The following is a 19510-nucleotide window of genomic DNA, read 5'->3' as shown; positions in this document are numbered from 1 at the left end:
CGATTCTTAGCCCAAAACTCCCTGCTTGATATGTTCTTATATTTATACAGACAACGTCATAAATCTCAACAATGTTGAGAAATTGCACTTACACACTTAGTATTTACAATCCACATTCGCAGACTTATGAAACCTCTCTGGAATAAGAACTTACTGCTCTTGATTGTGCTGACTCCTTTTATGTTCCAAAACATTGATGTTGTGGCACAACAAAAGGACACGACAAGTGATAATATATTTATCATAGTACCAACTAATCCGTCTCTTTCCGAAGGAAGAAAACTGGAAATACTTCCGCAGGTGAAAAGGAACACGCAAGAAGCATTGCCAAAATTTAACTATAAATCGTTAGATAAATTTGCGCAGACCAGCAAGGATATTCGTGTCATTGCACCCGTTGCTTTCTTCCCTGAACGCAAGCAAATTCTACCCAACGGTTTGGTTAGTCTTGGCTATGGCAACCTTAATGCATGGAACGGAAACTTCATTTTTAATAATTACAGCAATCCGAATAACGCTTATGGAGGAAACATCAATCATTACTCTACGAATGTAGCTAAGTCAAACAAAGATTACAGCCGCAATGAAGCAGGTGCGTTTGCTAAAATATTCAGCAGAAACGAAGAGTTCGGAGTATCCTTTGATTTTTCACGAGACGTTTTACACTACTTCAACTTACCGGACTCTGTGGAATCTGTTGTAAGCAAAAAAGACATTACACGCTATATAGAACAATGGAATGTAAACACTTATTACAAGTTCGGCAACATAAACTATGTTGGTAAAAGACCTTATTTCAGAACAGATTTAGGTTTTAACCGGTTCAACATGTCACATAATGTCTATGAAAACAGCTTTGACATTAAAGGACACATGAGACTATCACATGAGAGTTTTATCAAAGAAGGAACTACCCAACCCTTGGATATTAAATTGGCAACCAATATAGACCAATTGCGTTATAGTGCTTCTCGAACTTATAACCGCTATTTTGTATGGCTCAAAGCTAATGAAGAATTGAGTTTTGACTTGGGCGGGAAGGCAATTACAGCCAATGTAGGATTTAATTTTGATGTGTATGGTGATTCTCTTGAACCCAAGGCTTTTATTACACCTAATATAAGTATCAATATACCATTGATAGATAAAAAAGTGGTGCTGTTGTTGGGAACAGATGGAGGATATAAAAAACAAGGATTGCAAACACTCTTTGGATTGAATCCGTTTTTGCAAGAAACCCCCTTGCTAAAAAATGAGTTTACGAGCTTCCGATTCTTTGGTGGACTTGATGCAAATGTAGCACCCGGTACTGTATTTCAATTAGAAGCGTCAAGTGCACAGATTGCCAACATGCCCATGTTTGTTGGAAGTGACGACCCTTTCAGACGCTTTACCCTAAGATATGACAACGGGGTTTATTCTTTTGTGAAAGGACAATTGAATTACAATTTGGGAGATAAACTTTGGATAAATCTTTCCGGTACCTATAACAATTATCTAATGGAAACCGAAGATGCTGCATGGCTGTATCCTGATTTTGAGGTGAAGTTGAGTACTCATTATACTTTATCCAAAAAACTTTTTACCCATTTGGATATAGTGTCTTTAGGAAGCAGAACTGCATTGGATGAAAATCTCAATAAAATTAATTTAAAACCTCTGGTTGATATCAATATGGGGGCAGAATACGTCCTCAGCAACGGTTTTCTTGCATTCATTCAGTTAAATAATCTTGCCGGAACTATGTATCAAAGATGGTATCAATATCCTGTTTACGGATTCAATGCCACAGCCGGTGTAGGTTATAGATTCTAAGAATCAAGCTGCATTTTTGCCTAATCTATATAACAATCTGAAATGGCTGAAAATCGCCCCTGCAAACGTTTTTGATTGATAATAAGGAAGATTAAATTCTTCTGCCGTTTGCTTCACTATCGGTGATAAATTTTTATAGTGGATATGACAAATCCCGGGAAACAGATGATGTTCGATTTGATAATTCAACCCACCTATATACCATGAAAAAACGGTACTTCCATGAGCAAAATTAGAAGTAGTTTTAATCTGATGTATTGCCCAGCTATTGTCCACACTATCCCCGTCTTCATTAGGAATAAAAAAGTCGGTATCTTCATTAACGTGTGCAGTTTGAAAAATCAATGCTAAACTCAAACCTCCGATAACATGCATCAGTAAAAATCCAAGAAAAATCTGCCACCAAGCAAAAGGCAAAATCAGCATGGGCAGCACCAATGTCAGCACAAGATAAACAACCTTAGTTGCTATTAATTCCCAAAATGCTCTTGTAAATGTTTTACCTTGTGATTTCAACAACCCTTTCTTGTTGTATCGCACCAATTGTTCAAAATCCTTAGAAAACACCCAATAGAAAGTCATAATTGCATAGAGCAAGGGTGCATACAAGACTTGAAATTTATGAAACTTGCGATACTTCTGGTCTGGAGTCATTCTCAGGATAGCTTTCTCAATATCTTCATCATATCCAAAAATATTGGTAAAAGAATGATGCAATACATTGTGTTGAATACGCCAATTAATATGATATCCCCCCGCTAAATTCAACATCAAACTCAGCATATTATTTACATTTTTATTCTTGGAATAGGCTCCATGATTAGCATCGTGCATGATTGACAACCCTACTCCTGCAAATCCAAATCCCATGAGCAGCCACATCAAGAACATCATCCACACATTGGTGATAACACCGGAAAGCATTACAACGAGAGGGACTAAATATAACAGTATCATAAATACCGTTTTAATTTTCATATTCAGATTGGCAGTTGTTGGAATTTTATGTTCTTCAAAATAGTTATTGACTCTTAATTTCAGTTCATTAAAAAATTCAGGTTGATTGTTTTTATTAAATTTAATTGCTTTGAATTGCATATTATGGTTTTTGCTTAAATGGTTTATAAAGGAACAAATGTATGTGTATTGATTTATTTAAAGTATCATTCTTTCCACAGGTTCTGTACTATTTAAAAAAGAGACAATCTTAATTTCGTGCATCTAAGCCCCACATCATTTTATTTCTGAGTGTGGTCATGAAGTTTTCACCTTTGAGCCTTGCCAGATTGAATTTAAAATCTGCTTTTTTGACCGCAATCTGTGTATCTTGAGTAATAGACACAGACCGTGCATCCAAACTTGCCAGAAATGCAGTACTTCTACCCTCTACTTCAAAAGCCAGAATATGGTCATCAGGAATTACAAAAGGACGCACGTTTAAGTTATGAGGCGCAATAGGTGTAATGGCAAAACTTTCACTCTTGGGATGAAGAATTGCACCACCACAGCTTAAATTATATCCGGTACTGCCGGTGGGAGTAGAACAAATCAGCCCATCTGCCCAATAGGAATTAAAATATTCCCCATTTAAGTAGGTATGAACTTTGATCATGCTGGAGCTGTCGCGCTTGTTGATTACAAAGTCATTGAGCGCATAATTAAAAGTGAAAAACTCCTTCGAAGTCTTGAGTTCAAGCACCGTCCTTTCATCTATAACAAAAGCACCTTTCATGTATGCATCAATAGCTTTTTCAACGTTTTCCGGTGAAATAGCTGCCAAAAAACCCAATCTGCCCGTATTAATTCCCAAAACAGGAATACCGGTATCTCTCACAATCATTAAAGTATCGAGTATTGTTCCATCACCGCCAATACTAATCAGTAAATCAGGGATTTTTTCGCTGTCTTTGGTAAAATGTGAAAACACTTTAAAATGCTCAAAACTTATTTTTGTGGAAATAAGCGACTCCACAACACTCTCATGAACAATAATCTCGGCAGACAAACCTTCTAAATAAGTAACTACTTTGAGAAAAGTTTCCTTTGATAAGCCCTTTGACAAATCACGCGAATAGACTGCTACTATCATTAATTCGAATCTATGAACTGCAAAGGTAGTTATGTAATTACAATAATGACGAGGATGTGTTGATTTTTCTTCAAATTCACATAGCAAAAACTACTCTTCAATTCCCTAATTTTTATTGACATAAGCGTTCATCAGTTGGTAAAAAATCTGTAACTTGCGCACCGTTTTTAAACTATATACAACATTTATTATTAATCAAAATATTACGAATATGTCAGAGACAGCAAAAATCATTTTAGAAGGCAAAGAATATGAGTTGCCGGTGATCACAGGAAGCGAAAACGAAAAAGCAATTGATATCTCAAATTTAAGAGGACTAACGGGTTATGTAACACTCGATACAGGATATAAGAATACCGGTGCTACTACAAGTTCAATTACTTTTCTGGATGGTGAAAAGGGAATTTTAAGATACAGAGGGTACAGCATTGAAGAGCTTGCAGAAAAGGCAACTTTCACTGAAGTTGCTTATTTACTTTTGGAAGGCGAATTGCCCACCCAGACACAATTACACAATTTCAACGAAGAAATAAAGGTTCATACACTTGTAAATGAGGATTTGCAGAATATTTTCAAATCTTTTCCAACCGGCTCTCACCCTATGGGACAGTTGATTTCGATGATGTCAGCATTGTCTGCATACTATCCAAAATCATTGAACCCAAACAGACCGGACGAACAAAAAAGACGTACAATGTTGAGGCTTATCGCCAAAATGCCAACACTTTGTGCAATGATTTATAAGAAACGCACCGGACATCCATTCATCTACCCAAGCAACAAACTTGACTATGTATCAAACTTTTTGAATATGACATTCAAGCACGTTTCGGACGATTATGAAATAGACCCGGTTTTTGTGGACGCTATGAACAAATTATTAATCTTGCATGCAGACCATGAGCAAAACTGCTCAACCTCTACCGTAAGATTAGTAGGCTCGTCTAATGCAAGTTTGTATGCGTCAATAGCATCAGGGGTTGCTGCACTATGGGGACCATTACATGGCGGTGCCAATCAGCAAGTTCTTGAGATGTTAGAACAAATTAAAGAGGATGGTGGTGATGTAATGAAGTTCATCAACAAAGCCAAAGACAAAAATGACCCATTCCGCTTGATGGGATTCGGACACAGAGTGTACAAAAACTTTGACCCAAGAGCTCGCATCATTAAAAAGGCTTCTGATGATGTTCTTAATAAACTTGGAATTCACGACCCAATTCTGGAGATTGCAAAAAAACTTGAAGAAGTTGCTCTGCAAGACCCTTATTTCGTAGAAAGAAAGCTCTATCCAAACGTGGACTTCTATTCCGGAATTATTTACAAAGCTATGGGCTTCCCAACTGATATGTTCACCGTAATGTTTGCCCTTGGCAGATTACCCGGTTGGATTGCTCAATGGAAGGAAATGATTAAGGAAGGACAACCCATCGGCAGACCTCGTCAAATCTATACAGGCAGCACACTCAGACCGTTTACTCCTATTAAGAACAGATAGTCTTTTTTCTTTATATTATTAAAAACCGCCTTCTCTGGCGGTTTTTTTTTGGATGTTCAATTTTGAATTTATAATCCTGAAAAATGAAACTTAATTTTTTCTCATCTAATCTTTCGCACAAAATTTCTCAAACTCTATTGAAAGTAATTTCAAATCTTGTTTCATCAAACTAACATAAGCTTCAAGTTGATCATACATGTCTGCTCTATTTTTCAACTCTTCAGCACTATATCCCCCCCCTTCACCAAAATATATATCTATGGAGTTTTTCCCTTTTTTGCTTACCTGTCCATAATTCTGCCAATTTTCTACCAACAACCCTCTAAGAGACTTTTCTCTGTAGGTATTATTACTATAATTCAAGTAATACCAAATTGCAGGAGGCAATGTTTTGGAAGTCGGCAAACCATTCCAAACTTCACCTAATGAATTTCTTTTGTGATAGAAATTGATTTTACTTTTGTTCGTCAAAATCAGCACTCCCAAACCGGCTTCTATAATAGCAGAACCAACAGAAACAAAGCTACCCGACTTGCCATTTGAATATGTGTTATTTAGAATTTCGGTCGAAATCGCCCCTACAGAACCAACCACAATAGATGCTATTACTAAATTCCTTTCTCTGTTGTCTGCTTTATTTTTGAGAAAAGTAAAAATCTGTTTAATGCGCTCTTCTTCACAATCTAACTCACTTGCCACCGAAGAGATTTCAAGTGAAGAAATATTGATTCTTTGAATAATAGATTGTTGTACTTCCATCAAAGCAATTTTTTTCTCTATTGAGCGACCGGACAAATACTCAGTCTTTAATCTATTGTAATATTCGATTACATCAAGTATTTGAATTGCATTTGCCATATTTAGAGATGCCAAAGAGAAATTTTTTTGAAGATTATTATCTATATTATTAATATTCAAAACTTTGGGCAGGTCATCGACTGTATAATGATAGTCAGATTGAGTGTAACAAGTACTTTTTTCAAGATTTGCTAATGAGACTGCGCTCTTATTACTTGAACACGAGCTTAGAATCACTATCAGACAGAGTAAAGCAAAGCGATATAAAGTCTTAGATGTCATATAAGAATAACTACTGTATTTATTAAACAACCTTTACTCTACACCATTTATAGAGTCAGTAATTGCCGTTTTTTTAGGAAATATTAGACTGGCAAAAATGGCGATTATAATAATTCCCAATATAATGAATAATGAAACTGTTGAATTGATTCCTATTTGCTCGAACCAATCTGCAAATATTAATTTTGTTCCAATAAAAGTAAGTAACACAGACAAACCATATCCCAACAAGTGGAAAATATTGACAAAATATGCAAGCAAAAAGAACAAACTTCTAAGACCTAATATGGCAAAAATATTAGCGAAGAAAATCGTGTATGGGTCAAGTGTTACTGCAAAAATTGCAGGTACTGAGTCTATTGCAAAAAGTAAATCCGAGAACTCAATCACTAATATAACGATAAACAATGGTGTAAAATAAAACTTACCATGTCCTTTGTGCCTAAAGCCAATATGCCCTCCCACATTCTTTGGAAATACTGCTATAAACTTTGACACAAATCCGGCCATACCTCTTTTGACAGACACATCTTCATCCTTTTTCTTCATCTGGTCAATAAACATTTTTATGCCGGAAAAAACCAAAATTGCTCCAAATACATAAAGAATCCAATGGAACTTGCTTACTAATGCAGCTCCGGCAAATATGAAGACAAACCGCATGATAATTGCACCCAGAATACCCCATTCTAATACTGTTTTATAATACTTCTTCTCTACATTAAAAGATTTGAAAATAAGGAGCATTACAAATAGATTATCAATAGAAAGTGAGTATTCAATAAAAAAACCTGTCAGGTATTGTAGCGATACAGTTTTGTTATAAGTATTTAAGTCTGCAGCATAATTTGTCCCCGTCAAATTCAATTTGTGTGCATATAACTCGTTTATCCTCTGCAGACCTGCAATGTCGGTAACCCCGTGAATCATATAAGCATAATACCTGAGAAAAATATAAAATATCATTGCCAGCCCAAACCAAACCGATGTCCATACAAGTGCTTCTTTAAATGAAACTTCATGTTTTTCACGGTTAAGTACCCCCATGTCAAAAACAAGGATACCAATGATTAATATAAGAAAGCAAATAAAGAAAATGGTTTCAGCTGTCATTTGTTTTAAAATAAATAGTAATTTATGTGCGCAAACATAGTTGAATGATTGATATCAATACGAGAGCATAGATTTGATTTTATGAGTTAAAATCAAACTTTTATAGGAAAACATGAAAAATCTGCTCATATCAATTTAAGAGACTAAAAATCAAGCTCAATTAAAAAGGCGCATTCGGTTCAGATTTCATCACTTTGTAGGTAAGTCTGCTCAATAGTCTTGGGGCAAATTTACTGAGCCAATAACTCAATTTACCTTGTGTGGTCATGACAAGTATATTTCTCCGTCTGTCAATACCATCAAGGATTCCGGATGCTACTGCTGAGGAACTCATCATTTTGTTTTCATTGCGCGGAGATTCATTTTGAACTTTGCCTTCTGCGTTTAGAGCAGTATTTCTGATATTGGATGCCGTAAAACCCGGACAAGCAATCATGACATGCAAGCCCGTTTTCAAATTTTCAGTTCGCAAAGCTTCCAAAAATCCTTGAAGCGCAAATTTAGATGCAGAATAACCCGTCCTGCCAGGCAATCCATTGAATCCGGCAACTGAACTCACTCCCACTACCGAGCCTTTGGACTTTAACAAATAAGTCATGGCGGCATGAGTACAATAGACCGCGCCCCAAAAATTAACCTGCATCACTCGCTCAAGTACCGATACATCCAATTCAACAAAATTTGCCCTCATGCTAATCCCTGCATTGTTTATCAGGACATCAATTCCTCCCATTTGTTTGGCTGCAAAAGCGATAAACGCCTCGCAACTTTCCTTGTCTGCGACATCCAATTGATGAGTTATCAGGGTTGTTTGTCCACATTGTTGAACCAATTCCGCTAATGCTTCTACATTTCTTGCCCCGGCACAGACATTGGCTCCACGCCTCACCGCTTCTATGGCTAATGCCCTGCCTATGCCGGAAGAAGCTCCTGTGATTACAATTCGTTTCCCTTTGAGACTCATTTTCTGTGCAATATTATTGAAAAATCAAATCTTACCATAAACCGAATCGAGCAACTGCTCAGCAAAATAAGGCGCAAGCGTAACTCCTTTTGAACCCATACCATTCAGCACATAAAGTCCACTCAACTCTTCGTCCTCCACAAACATAGGTCGCCCATAATGAAAGGCAGGGCGCACTCCGGCTTTGACATTAGTTATGCGATACTTACATTGCAGAAAATCGTCTAATCGCTCTTGCAGAAAATCGGTATCCTTTTGCAAGGTGTCATAATCTAAGCTGTCCCAAGTATATGTAGAGCCGACTTTCGCAGTGCGTTTGCCGGTGGGTAACATAAAAACCTGTTTGTGAAAAATAATTTGCTCCAAATCAAAATCGGTCTCAATGTCAAACAATTGTCCTTTGACCGGATTATAGGGCAATTTTGGAAAATCCGCTTGCAATCGCTCAAATTCTCCTCTACACAAAAACACCCTGTCAAACTCCATTCCCTGATAACGAAAACCCGTTTTAATCACTTCAATATCCTCTCTAATTTTGGGCGCACCCAAAATGAATTTACCTTCTGCAACAAGACATTCTCTCACTTTGCCCAGAAACAAATGCAAATCCACCCAACCGGTTGATTTAACTAAATAGTTTCCATATTCAGATTGAATATAAGCAGGTAAATGCGTTGTGTAGCGTTCAATCCATTTGGCTGTTTTGTCTGTCCCCGCAAGTACATCCCAATCATTTTGTTCTTCTATGTCCTTACACAGATGAATCAAGGGCATGGGATGAAAGAATTTTGTATTGAACTGTTTTTCAATGCGAGCATAATAAGCTGAAAAATGTGAAAATAATGCCTCGGCATTCCATGTGATTTTCAATCTGCCTACAACCATCGGGTTAAACAATCCTGCTGCCACATTGCTTGATGTATATTTCCTGCCTTCATCAACCACCCAAACGCGATGACCGCGCTCTCTGAGTTGCAAAGACAAAACAGATCCTGTCAAGCCCTGTCCTACTACTAATACTCTTTCTTGCACCTTAGGCAGCAAAAATAAACGACAAATTCGATGCTAAAACATTTGTGTAAAACAATTATTGGAACTTATCAATCACACTGATAAGTATTGCCATAATGACCCAAACCATTTATAAGAGAAAAGCCTATATATTTGCTCACGCAAAAACCCGTACTTTATGGCGCAAAGCCGCCCATTTTGGGGCAGATTGGCGACATTTTGTGAGGGGTATAAGCGAGTTAGGCGACACCCGACCAAAAAAACTAATAACGACAGACATTATAGTATCGACAAAAAGAATTGAATGGAGAAAATAAATAATTTACTAAATCAAGTAGCAATTATAAATAAAAAGAATGCTGAAATTTTAGATGCAACTGGTGGGCGGTTTAATATGTTTCGTGTTTGTGGCGTAAACCATTATGAAAACACACATTCGGCAATACTTGCAGAACTTTTAAATCCAAAAGGAACACACGGGTTAAAATCTAAATTATTGGAGTGTTTTATTGACACATTAGGAGATTATTTTACCATTGAGAAATTCGACTTTGACAAATCACGAATACATACTGAACACTCAACAGAAGAAGGACGAATTGATATTTTGATTGAGGACAATCAAAACAAGGCAATAATTATTGAGAATAAAATTTATGCAAACGACCAACCAGAACAATTAAAAAGATACAATAGATATGCTCAAACATATAAAAATGGCTATCAAATATTATATCTTACACTTTTAGGAGATAATGCATCAGAACAAAGTGGTGGTGGTGTTTCTTATTTATCAATTTCGTATAAAGAAAATATAATCAATTGGCTTGAAAAATGTGTTGCAATCGCCTCTCGTTTCCCAACTGTCAGAGAGACTATAATTCAATATATTAATCATTTAAAGCAATTAACCAATCAAGATATGGACATAAAGAACAAAGAAGAAATAACAGAAGTTCTATCAAAAATTGAGAATTTAAGAGCTGCTCAAGCAATTTATCAGAATTATTCTGCAACTTACAATTACCTTATTGAAAAGCATTTTAATCCTAAAATGGAAGAGTTTGCAAAACAAAAAGGATTAGAATATCATTATGAACGTAGTGAAGAACAATATGTTAGATTTCACTTGACAAATTCAAATTGGCAAGGGAAATGTTGGATAGGTTTCACTTTTGAAGGTAATCGTTGTCATTATGGATTATGCAACAATCCCAATGTTTACAGAATATCCGAAGAGAACAGAAAAACTCTTCACGAGAATTTGAACAAGCTAGATATATTTTCTCGCAAAGAAAGTAATTGGTGGCCATTTTATGCTCATTATACAAACTTGTCGCTTGACACTTGGGAAAATGACATTATTAAAACTGACAACTTTCTGAATGAGTGCAAAGAAAAAATTGAAAAATTACTTATAGCGATGGAAGGAATAAATTTTTAAAACCAAATGGGCGACCGCCTAACAGCAGTTTGGCAAAATGGCGGGTTCAGTGCTTCGTATGACAGTTTAGTGGTAGGTTCAAGTGCAGTTGTCTCGTCCTAAAAAAAGTTTACAGTTTGTGTTGCTAAATCCTGATACAAGTTTACAATAATATTTACATCCTGTCATGGGTTTACAAAATTAGTTTTTTGATAGGATTTCCAAAGTCTATTAAACTTTCGTGTATGGGTTTTAAAAACATGGTTTGGGGTTTGATTTTCTAAACTCAAATGAGGTCTTTTTTGGTTGTAAAGTTGAATAGTTTGAGCCAAAATAGCTTTAGCTTGAGCCATGTTTTTAGGGTTGTATTGGTAAAGGTATTCTTCTTTTAAAATTCCATTTACTCTTTCAGCGTAGGCATTGTCTGTGGGTTCGCCTGACTCGGTCATGCTTATTTTGATGTTGTTTTCTAGGAGCTTGGCTACATATTCGGCAGAGCAGTATTGAGAGCCTCTGTCTGAGTGATGGATGATGTGGGCGGTTTGATGGGGTTTGTAGCAGATAGCCATATTTAAGGCTTCCAGACTTGATTGAGCTTTTAGGTTATTATCCAGGCTGTATCCGATGATTTTACGTGAACGCACATCGGTTATCAAACTAATGTAAAAGGTGTGGTTGCCGGATTTCCAATAAGTGATGTCACTAACCCAAAGGTGGTTTATGGTGTCTGCCTCATAGTTTTTTACAAGGTTGGGCCACTTGCGCATCCAGTGTTTAGAAAAGGTTGTTTGTACCTGTCTTTTTCGTTTTTTAACAAGCATTTTGTGATGCCCCAGAAGGTCAAACAGAGCATCTCTGCCTAATGTAATTTGATGTTCATGGAGGAAAGGGTACAGCAAAACCATGAGTTTTCTGGTACCCAATCGTGGATGTTCTTCCCGAATCATTTTGACTTGTTGTAGAATCATTTCGTTGTGGAAACTTTTATGTTCTTTTGTTCTAAAATGCTGATAGAACGATTGCCTGGAAACACCAAATAACCGACAATAATCGCTTAGGCTATGTTGCGAATAGGTCATTTTCATCTCAAGGATTACTTGGTGTCTGACTTTTTTAAGATAGGGATATTCATTTCATTTTCAGCCTTTTCTATCACTCTGGCATACATTTCTGCACGCAGTTTTTCTTGTGTTAGTTTGGCTTCCAGGTCTCTGATTTTTTTCTGAAGCGCTTTGTTTTCAAGCTCCAATTTGCCCGGGTCTTTCTTTTTTAAATGATGTTCTTTCACGAAGCCAAGGTAAGGCGTTTTTGCAAAAGGATCTACAATTCCAAATTTTCGCATCCAACGGGTAATGGCACTGTCTGCTTTAATACCGTACTTTTTTTGAATTGATTCTTTGGAAGCGTTACCATCCAAATACTCTGCAATAACTTTTCTTTTGAATTCGTCATCGTGAAAAGTAAGCGTTCTTTTTTGCTTTTTAAACAACTGATTTTCTGTTTTTTTGTCTGTCATAGTTTACTTTTTTAAAGGTTAAAATGTGTAAACTTATTTCAGGACAAGACAAGTTCTTCGATTGAACTTTTATGCTAAAAAACCGCCACCTTCGCCAAGCTGCAAAACGTTATAGCCAATGGTAGGAAACGACAGTGCAAACATTGAATAATGGTATTATGAAAAAAATATTTACTTTTGGAAACAGAAAATTCAAGACGATGAAAATAACACTTTCAATCTTGACATTTACCACATTGACAGTTTTTGGGGCGAAGGTTCTTTACTTTGGCACGGATAAAAATTTGGAAGAACAGCTTACCGATCCTACTATATCTCACGTTATTTTTGAAAATAGAAATATTGTTTCCGCCTCCGTTGATTCTTTGATAAGTTCAACCGAATTGAAGAAATCCGAAAATATAACAACCGATTTGTTCAGACAAGCTTATGAGGAAATCAAAGATATGTTGGAAAACAGGAAACCAATCAGTTTTAAAAGGGCAGTATTTTTGATAGACAACGCTTATATGGGAGGAACATTAAATTGGGAATGGTACAATCAGGAAATCAAAAGTAAACTGACTATTTTTAACCAAATGATTAATTCAGCAGGTTACGGAAAGTATAAGACTGCTAAAAATTGGGCTGTCCACACCTATATGACCGATACAACCGTTACACCAAATGGTTATCAGCGTTACCATTATGACTATGCAAACTATACGAACGACACAACAGGACTTGTTTATCATTTACTTCAAACACATTTAGGAAATTGTCGCAGTCTTCCTTATTTGTACAAAATATGGTGTGATGAATACGGAGCATCCGCATTTCTTGCTACTGCACCTATGCACGTTTACGTGAGACAGCAGGACGAAAACGGAGTGTGGTGGAATCTTGAATTGACATCGTTTTATCGCTATATGCCAAGTGAGGACTATATTGCTCAACTTGAAATTACGGAAGAAGCACGCAAAAGCGGTTTATATATGAAATCGCTTAATGAACAGGAAAACCTTGTTCTTTGCTTAGATGACTTACTTAGATACTATATAGAACGAAATGACATTATTTGCGACTCTTTTGTTGAAGAAGTCCTTGAAACAGCCATTAAATACCGTCCCATATCAGAAGCACAGCTAAAACGTTTCTCTTGCCTCAAATACAAATTAGACAATGCAATGGAAGCAAAAGGGCTAAATGACTATTCACAAATAGAGAAACATCCCGATTTGATAAAAAAATTTGAGGCAATGGATAGTGTGGGGCATTTTATAGAATGGACAGGATACCGAAAAATTAGTGAAGAACGTTATCAGGAAATGACTAAGGAAACCGAACAAAAACGGAAAAAACACGCAACCAAATAAAATCGAATTATGAAAAAACTTGGATTAATTTTCTTGTTAGGGGTTATAAGTAGCGGAGTGATATATGCACAAGCTCCCTATTCTTCTCCCTATGCAATGTTTGAAGATACAACGGCAAAATCTTCCCAAGAAGTATGGGTGTATCACTATGGCGATACCTTAAGTATTTTTGAGAGAGCCGAGTATGACAGAACCAGTTACATCGCTGTTTTTTATGGAAAGAACGACAGTCTTGGTCGTTCAAACGACTTAAAGCCTCTAAGAATAGTAAAATGGGGAGTTGACCCATTGGCGGCAAAAGCACCAGGTTGGTCGCCATACAGAGCATTCTTTTGCAATCCTATATATTGGACAGATCCCACAGGTGCATTTGAGGACGATTATCAGGTGGACAATCAAGGGAATATTGTGTTATTAAGAGAAACAGACGATGATTTTGATGTACTATATAATAGCGATGAAAGCCAATCTATTCAACTTCAAAAAGGAATATTAGGAAACCAATATTCCCAAAATACAAAAGGAGCTGACGATACTTGGCATAATTATTCCATAATTAAAGTACGTGGAGACGAAACCGCTACAAATTTATTTGAGTTTTTAGCAAACAACACACAAGTTGAATGGAGTCAAACTATGTTAGGAATTGCAGGAGATAAGGGGCTGAATTATTTAACGTCTTCTCACGAGAAATCTACAGAAAGAGGAGCTGCCGATATGTTTTATACTCAATTTAGATTTGGTTATACTGTACGAGGTCACAATCACAATCACCCTGGAAATACACCCTATCCGTCAGGACTTTATGATGGAACAGGCGATATAGGTTTCTCTCGATGGGTGGAAACTTACACAAACACACATAAACCTGTTTTCAAAATATACACACCAGGGGATGGAAACTATATTCAATATAATCAACATTCAAAACCCGAGGACTTTATAAAACCAATTGAATTACCCGCAATTATTGTGGCACCACCAAAATAACGATAATCTTATGAAACCATTTTTTTCAAAACTCATACTATTGGCTGCCTTATTATTGATTGGCAAGAATAATTTATTAATAGCTCAAGATACATACAATGTGACTAAGACATTGAAAAAAATCAATATAGTAAATATTGAATTTGAAGCAATATTAGATTCGTTATTAAAAAAAGAACAGCAATGCTCTTACTATAAAGAATCATTAATTTGGTCAGTTTCTTTTACTCAACTTAAAGATGATGAATATGCTATTTCTATTACTATGCAAACAGAGCTAAGTGAGCAATATAAATATTTAGGCTATTTCCATATAGGTAAGGTACTTTTTGTATTGTCAGGTCCCCATATTCATAAGGACTTTTTTACAGAATGTAGTACAAAACAGAAATTTACAACCAAAAATATGAAAATGCCACAAATAGAAGATTATTCTACGTGGCTATATGGTTATAAAGGAAAGACTCTTTTTTTGAGAGAATCTTTTCCATTACCTTGCGATTAAAACATTGTAAATCAATGATATAAATATATGAATCAGAAAACCACTGGCTATAACATCACCTATACGCAAGCAGGGGTTTCGTGCTTCGTATAACAGGAAAGTAATAAAATTAAAGTTCAGTTCTTCGTAGGAAGTTCAGTGGTTAAAATCCCTGCCTGCGTATAGCTGAGAACCGTTAGGCACAATTATAAAACAGACGAATTACAATGGCAAAAAAGCAACAACCAATAGCTGTCGACCAGACACCAACAGAATTAACTACTCCTAAAGAAGAATTCAATAGAATTTTGGACGAAAGAATTGCAATTGGTGACGAAATATTTAATAGACAAATAACAACTCAAGAGGCTTTTAAAACCAATCGTGAAGACTTCTCAAATTGGAATGACTACAATTCAGAATATTTAAAGCATGCTTTCAATAAGGAATACAATGAATACAAAAAAAGATATGATGATGCTGGCTCATTTTCCTTCGGCTTCTTAGGTGGTAGAACATCTCCTGCGCAAGAACTTAAAGAGTTTAAAGACAAAGTCAACTACAAATTAGATAATCTAAAAAAGCTCAGAGCAAAGACAGATTTACTTAAGTCAACAGTCGAAGAAAAATATGCTGTAGCAGAAAAATCAATTCCATTGGACAAATCACAAGTATTTATTGTTCATGGACATGACGATGAGGCCAAAACCAAAACAGCACGATTTATTGAAAAATTAGGTTTAAAACCGATTATACTTCATGAACAAGCAAGTGGAAGTAAAACTGTAATTGAAAAAATTGAAGCGTATTCTAATGTAGGCTTTGGAATTGTGCTTTACACACCATGCGACATCGGTGCAAAAAATGAAGAAAAACCTAATTTGAAAAATCGAGCAAGGCAAAATGTTGTTTTTGAACACGGTTTTTTAATTGGCAAAATAGGAAGAGAGAATGTTTGCGCATTAGTTAAAGACGAAATTGAAACACCAAATGATATATCTGGGGTTGTTTATGTAAAAATGGATAATGAGGATGCTTGGCATCTCAAAATTGCACGAGAGCTTAGAAATTCAGGTTATGATATTGATATGAATAAAGTAATTTAAAAAAATTGGGAAAGTTTGACTGGACATATATTGCAGCGCTTTTAAGTGTTGCTTTTGGTTGGTTCTTAAATGAACTTGGTCAGTGGTTTAGAACACGTAAAGAAGATAGGAAAACAAAAAAGCAAGTTTTATTCTATCTTTTGGAAACACATTTCACATTCAACAAGCTTGACACAAGCGAAATAACAAATCTTCTTTCACAAAAGGTTTTAGAACGAATCCCTAAAAACGAACAGACTGATGAAGCAAAACAATTTATTAACCAACTCTATGCTGGAATAATTGGAGGTTTTGTTGAAGATAATGTTGCTGAATCACTTGAAGAAACAGAAGAACATTACACAAAATCAATTAACGAACTTTCAAAACTTGACCCAATTACAGCCTACCGATTGAATGGTAAGAATAAAATATTTCAAGTCTTTGACTTACTGCATGACTATTATGACGAAGTCAAAGAAACTTTTCCAAACGAACCAGGACTAAATGAACAAATTGAATTGACCGTTGAAACAATTAAACCGGAGATAATTAAAGATGCAATTTCCGATTTGGAAGACGAAATAAGGGGTATTGCTCTTTCTATTAATATTTGGACTTGGTATCGTGCAAGAAAGACCGTGAACAACACAAAGACAAAGATACGCAAGGACGATGAAAAGAAAATAGACGAATTGTTGAACTTGGTAATGCCCAAAATGACATAATAACTGTGCCTAACACGGGTAACCGTTGCACAACCACCCCTTTCATCAAACTAAAAGTAAAAACACCTAAAAAACGGCTTTATTAGAAGCGATTTAAGCAAGGTTTAGTTGAGGAGCGGAGAAAAATAGCTGTGTTTTTGAGTGGCGCTAAAAAGACCTTTTTCAATTTGGAGCAGCGTGTTTTCAATAAACCCGAATATTCCTTGCGGAACTGCTAATTCTTGGGCATTGCTCCGGACTTTTTTAGGCACAAATTTCAATAGTTTTTTCTGGTTGTAGGCTAAAGCTGCCATCAATACATGTTTATTGGCTGCTTTCATGCCCCGTGCATATACTTTTTTCATGCCCATAAAGTTGATGAGTGTGCCTAAAACGGGTTCTACCGTGCTACTTCTGCGTTTGGTGAGAAAACGGGTGTAGTTTTTGTCTTTGTTCAGCTTTGCATGCATCTTGTCGTAGAGCGGTTTATGAATGCTGTCATCGATTTTCTTGAACTTACTTACCTTGCCACAACAAGCTTCCCGCAAAGGACATTTCCCACAACTACTTTCGCTGCTGCGATATACTTTCTTTTGATATCCTTTGCTATCGGTTTTAATGCCTTTGAAGGTGAGTATGGCTTTGTTGCCGCCTGTTTTAATACATTCATATTGGTTCTGTTCTTTGTTGTAAATAAATCCTTCTCGTTCTGCTTTGTACTGACCAAAGTTTGGGATGTAGGCATTGATATTGTTTTCTTCTAAATACTGCAATGCTTCACCACTGCTGTAACCGGCATCAGCCAAAACTTCATCTAACTGCAAATGATTTTGTTCAAAGTTCTCTATGGTTTGGTCCATTACTTCTGAAAAAATTGCACTGTCTTTACTGCCGGCTGTGCTGGCACAAGCGCCTGTAATCACATGGTGGGCATCATCAACGGCTAATTGTCCTGCGTAATTCAACTGCCTGGCTTTGCCCGGTTTTACACTGATTTTGGCATCCGGGTCGGTGGGTGAATAATGCGTGTGGTTGGAAAGGAATTTAGGGCGTATTTCTTCCCCATCTTCATCTTTGCGCTCGCTCTTGGTGTTGCCGGGCATGCCTTTGTAGGCTTCTTCTTTCCATTTGTGATGCCGCTCTACCAACTTTTTCCTTTCTGTTGTTACCTTAAACTCACTGTTTTCTTCCAGTTCGTTTACAAAGGCGGAGGCATCTTCCAATACTTCCTTTTCTACCAAACTATCCATACTGGCATTGGCTTTAATGTAGGCGCTGTCCACTGCTTGGCGTTTGCCGCGTACCATGCCTTTTTCTACACATTTTGAAAGTATTTTACGAAACAATTCCAGAAATACTTCTTCGCCCAATAGCTGTCTTGTTCTTGATATGGTGGAATGCCAAGGCAACTCTTCATTCAAGTCGTAACCTAAAAACAATCGCACATCTAAGCAGTTGCTGCAATAGCGAAGCAAAGCTCTGTCGCTGTTGATGTTGTTGAGATAGCCTACCGGAAGTATCTTGAAAAACACCACCGGATCGATGCTTTCCGGTACTTCGACTCCATAATATTTTGCCGTGGCTTTATAGAGAAAATGAAGATCGAGCTGTTGCTGTAGGCTGCGCTAAAAGTTATCTTCCGGCACTAATTTTTCTAAACTCGTATCGTAAAATAGTTGCGGCTCAAAGCGTTTGCGTCCTTGCATACCATTAATACCAAAGCACAGCTTTGGTAAGGGCGTTTGTCTCTTGAAGTTTTCCACAGTATCTTAGTTGTGCAACAGGTACATCGGTTTGGCGTAATGGCGGGCTGACGTGCAAACTTGGAGCTTTGTGCTTCTAATGAACTTTAGTAATAAATTGAAACTTTGTGCTCCGAAAGCCGCCCGAACGCCTAGCACCAAAACGTTATAGCCAATGGTAGGACGACACTCCGAACATTGAACAGACGACCAAAACTTAAACAGAAAGCAAACCATTTTGACAATTATACAACGAGTAAGCCTAGACTCATTGCCGACCCATCTGTATTTTTTATTTTTTCCCACCACACATTTTTTTAATTCAATTTTATTGCCACTGCACAAGTGGCACATTTGGTTTTGTCCAGACGCTCAAAGCCAACGCTTCGCAAAATCAAAAGAGCCACTTTTTTACCTACGCTCTGAGTGAGTAAACAATAAATCAAAACTTTCTTTGAATTTTATTTGCACAGTATAAAATTAGTTTCTACTTTTGTGAGTGAATACTAACTAACATAAAAATAAATTAGACAAGTATGCAAGAATTTACAGACAGACAAATAGAAATAATGGAAGCGGCTACCAACCGTATTTCAAAATATGGTATTCAGAATTTGACCATCAAAACATTGGCAGAG

General features: G+C 36.6%; 16 protein-coding genes and 1 pseudogene. 8 read left to right on the top strand and 9 right to left on the bottom strand.

Translation table 11 applies throughout. From position 1 onward, the window contains the following. Positions 1 to 126: 126 nt before the first annotated feature. Positions 127 to 1815, top strand: coding sequence for a hypothetical protein (locus tag M9892_09855; protein MCO5254653.1), 1689 nt, complete (start codon positions 127 to 129; stop codon positions 1813 to 1815). A gap of 3 nt (positions 1816 to 1818) precedes the next feature. Here the strand turns inward: M9892_09855 and M9892_09850 are convergent, their stop codons facing one another. Together M9892_09850 and M9892_09845 are read right to left on the bottom strand one after the other, a co-directional pair. Then, positions 1819 to 2913 (bottom strand): acyl-CoA desaturase, encoded by a 1095-nt coding sequence (locus M9892_09850; protein ID MCO5254652.1) that lies wholly within the window; start codon positions 2911 to 2913, stop codon positions 1819 to 1821. Between the two features lie 109 nt (positions 2914 to 3022). After that, positions 3023 to 3904 carry an NAD kinase gene (locus M9892_09845; protein ID MCO5254651.1) on the bottom strand — a complete coding sequence of 294 codons (882 nt, stop codon included), beginning with the start codon at positions 3902 to 3904 and terminating at the stop codon, positions 3023 to 3025. 211 nt (positions 3905 to 4115) lie between these two features. Between M9892_09845 and M9892_09840 the strand changes: the two genes are divergently transcribed. Further along, the gene (locus tag M9892_09840) at positions 4116 to 5402 is read left to right on the top strand and encodes a citrate synthase (GenBank protein ID MCO5254650.1); all 1287 of its coding nucleotides are present in this window, start codon (positions 4116 to 4118) and stop codon (positions 5400 to 5402) included. 105 nt (positions 5403 to 5507) lie between these two features. On the opposite strand, the gene M9892_09835 is transcribed toward M9892_09840, so the two are convergent. The 4 genes from M9892_09835 to M9892_09820 form a co-directional block, all read right to left on the bottom strand. After that, complete coding sequence (locus M9892_09835) at positions 5508 to 6482, bottom strand: hypothetical protein (GenBank protein ID MCO5254649.1); 975 nt, start codon at positions 6480 to 6482, stop codon at positions 5508 to 5510. Between the two features lie 33 nt (positions 6483 to 6515). Beyond that, positions 6516 to 7595, bottom strand: coding sequence for a TerC/Alx family metal homeostasis membrane protein (locus M9892_09830; GenBank protein ID MCO5254648.1), 1080 nt, complete (start codon positions 7593 to 7595; stop codon positions 6516 to 6518). 160 nt (positions 7596 to 7755) lie between these two features. Continuing rightward, a complete protein-coding gene (locus M9892_09825) occupies positions 7756 to 8559 on the bottom strand; it encodes an SDR family oxidoreductase (protein ID MCO5254647.1) in 804 nt (267 codons plus the stop codon). Between the two features lie 24 nt (positions 8560 to 8583). Further along, entirely contained in the window at positions 8584 to 9591 is a 1008-nt protein-coding gene (locus M9892_09820) for an FAD-binding oxidoreductase (protein MCO5254646.1), read from the bottom strand. A 283-nt stretch (positions 9592 to 9874) separates the two neighbouring features. On the opposite strand from M9892_09820, the gene M9892_09815 reads away from it, so the two are divergent. Then, positions 9875 to 11014, top strand: coding sequence for a PD-(D/E)XK nuclease family protein (locus tag M9892_09815; GenBank protein ID MCO5254645.1), 1140 nt, complete (start codon positions 9875 to 9877; stop codon positions 11012 to 11014). Positions 11015 to 11178: 164 nt separating this feature from the next. Here M9892_09815 and M9892_09810 read toward each other — a convergent pair whose 3' ends face one another. Together M9892_09810 and M9892_09805 are read right to left on the bottom strand one after the other, a co-directional pair. Next, positions 11179 to 12072: an IS3 family transposase gene (locus M9892_09810; GenBank protein MCO5254644.1), complete on the bottom strand. Its 894-nt coding sequence runs from the start codon at positions 12070 to 12072 to the stop codon at positions 11179 to 11181. Positions 12073 to 12086: 14 nt separating this feature from the next. Next, entirely contained in the window at positions 12087 to 12509 is a 423-nt protein-coding gene (locus M9892_09805) for a hypothetical protein (GenBank protein MCO5254643.1), read from the bottom strand. Between the two features lie 158 nt (positions 12510 to 12667). On the opposite strand from M9892_09805, the gene M9892_09800 reads away from it, so the two are divergent. From M9892_09800 to M9892_09780, 5 genes are all read left to right on the top strand, one after another. After that, positions 12668 to 13864: a hypothetical protein gene (locus tag M9892_09800; protein MCO5254642.1), complete on the top strand. Its 1197-nt coding sequence runs from the start codon at positions 12668 to 12670 to the stop codon at positions 13862 to 13864. A 9-nt stretch (positions 13865 to 13873) separates the two neighbouring features. Further along, positions 13874 to 14854, top strand: coding sequence for a hypothetical protein (locus M9892_09795; protein MCO5254641.1), 981 nt, complete (start codon positions 13874 to 13876; stop codon positions 14852 to 14854). A 10-nt stretch (positions 14855 to 14864) separates the two neighbouring features. After that, positions 14865 to 15359: a hypothetical protein gene (locus tag M9892_09790; GenBank protein MCO5254640.1), complete on the top strand. Its 495-nt coding sequence runs from the start codon at positions 14865 to 14867 to the stop codon at positions 15357 to 15359. Between the two features lie 206 nt (positions 15360 to 15565). Further along, on the top strand, positions 15566 to 16444 hold the full coding sequence (locus M9892_09785) for a nucleotide-binding protein (GenBank protein MCO5254639.1): 879 nt from the start codon (positions 15566 to 15568) through the stop codon (positions 16442 to 16444). 5 nt (positions 16445 to 16449) lie between these two features. After that, positions 16450 to 17151 carry a hypothetical protein gene (locus M9892_09780; GenBank protein MCO5254638.1) on the top strand — a complete coding sequence of 234 codons (702 nt, stop codon included), beginning with the start codon at positions 16450 to 16452 and terminating at the stop codon, positions 17149 to 17151. Between the two features lie 104 nt (positions 17152 to 17255). Here M9892_09780 and M9892_09775 read toward each other — a convergent pair. Beyond that, positions 17256 to 18686: pseudogene (locus M9892_09775) on the bottom strand (IS1182 family transposase). Between the last annotated feature and the right edge of the window lie 824 nt (positions 18687 to 19510).

The sequence above is a fragment of the Bacteroidota bacterium genome (assembly GCA_023957335.1).
Lineage (GTDB): Bacteria > Bacteroidota > Bacteroidia > NS11-12g > UBA955 > JALOAG01.
The sequence above is the reverse complement of the archived record's forward strand: the minus strand, read 5'-3'. Positions and strand labels throughout refer to the sequence as shown.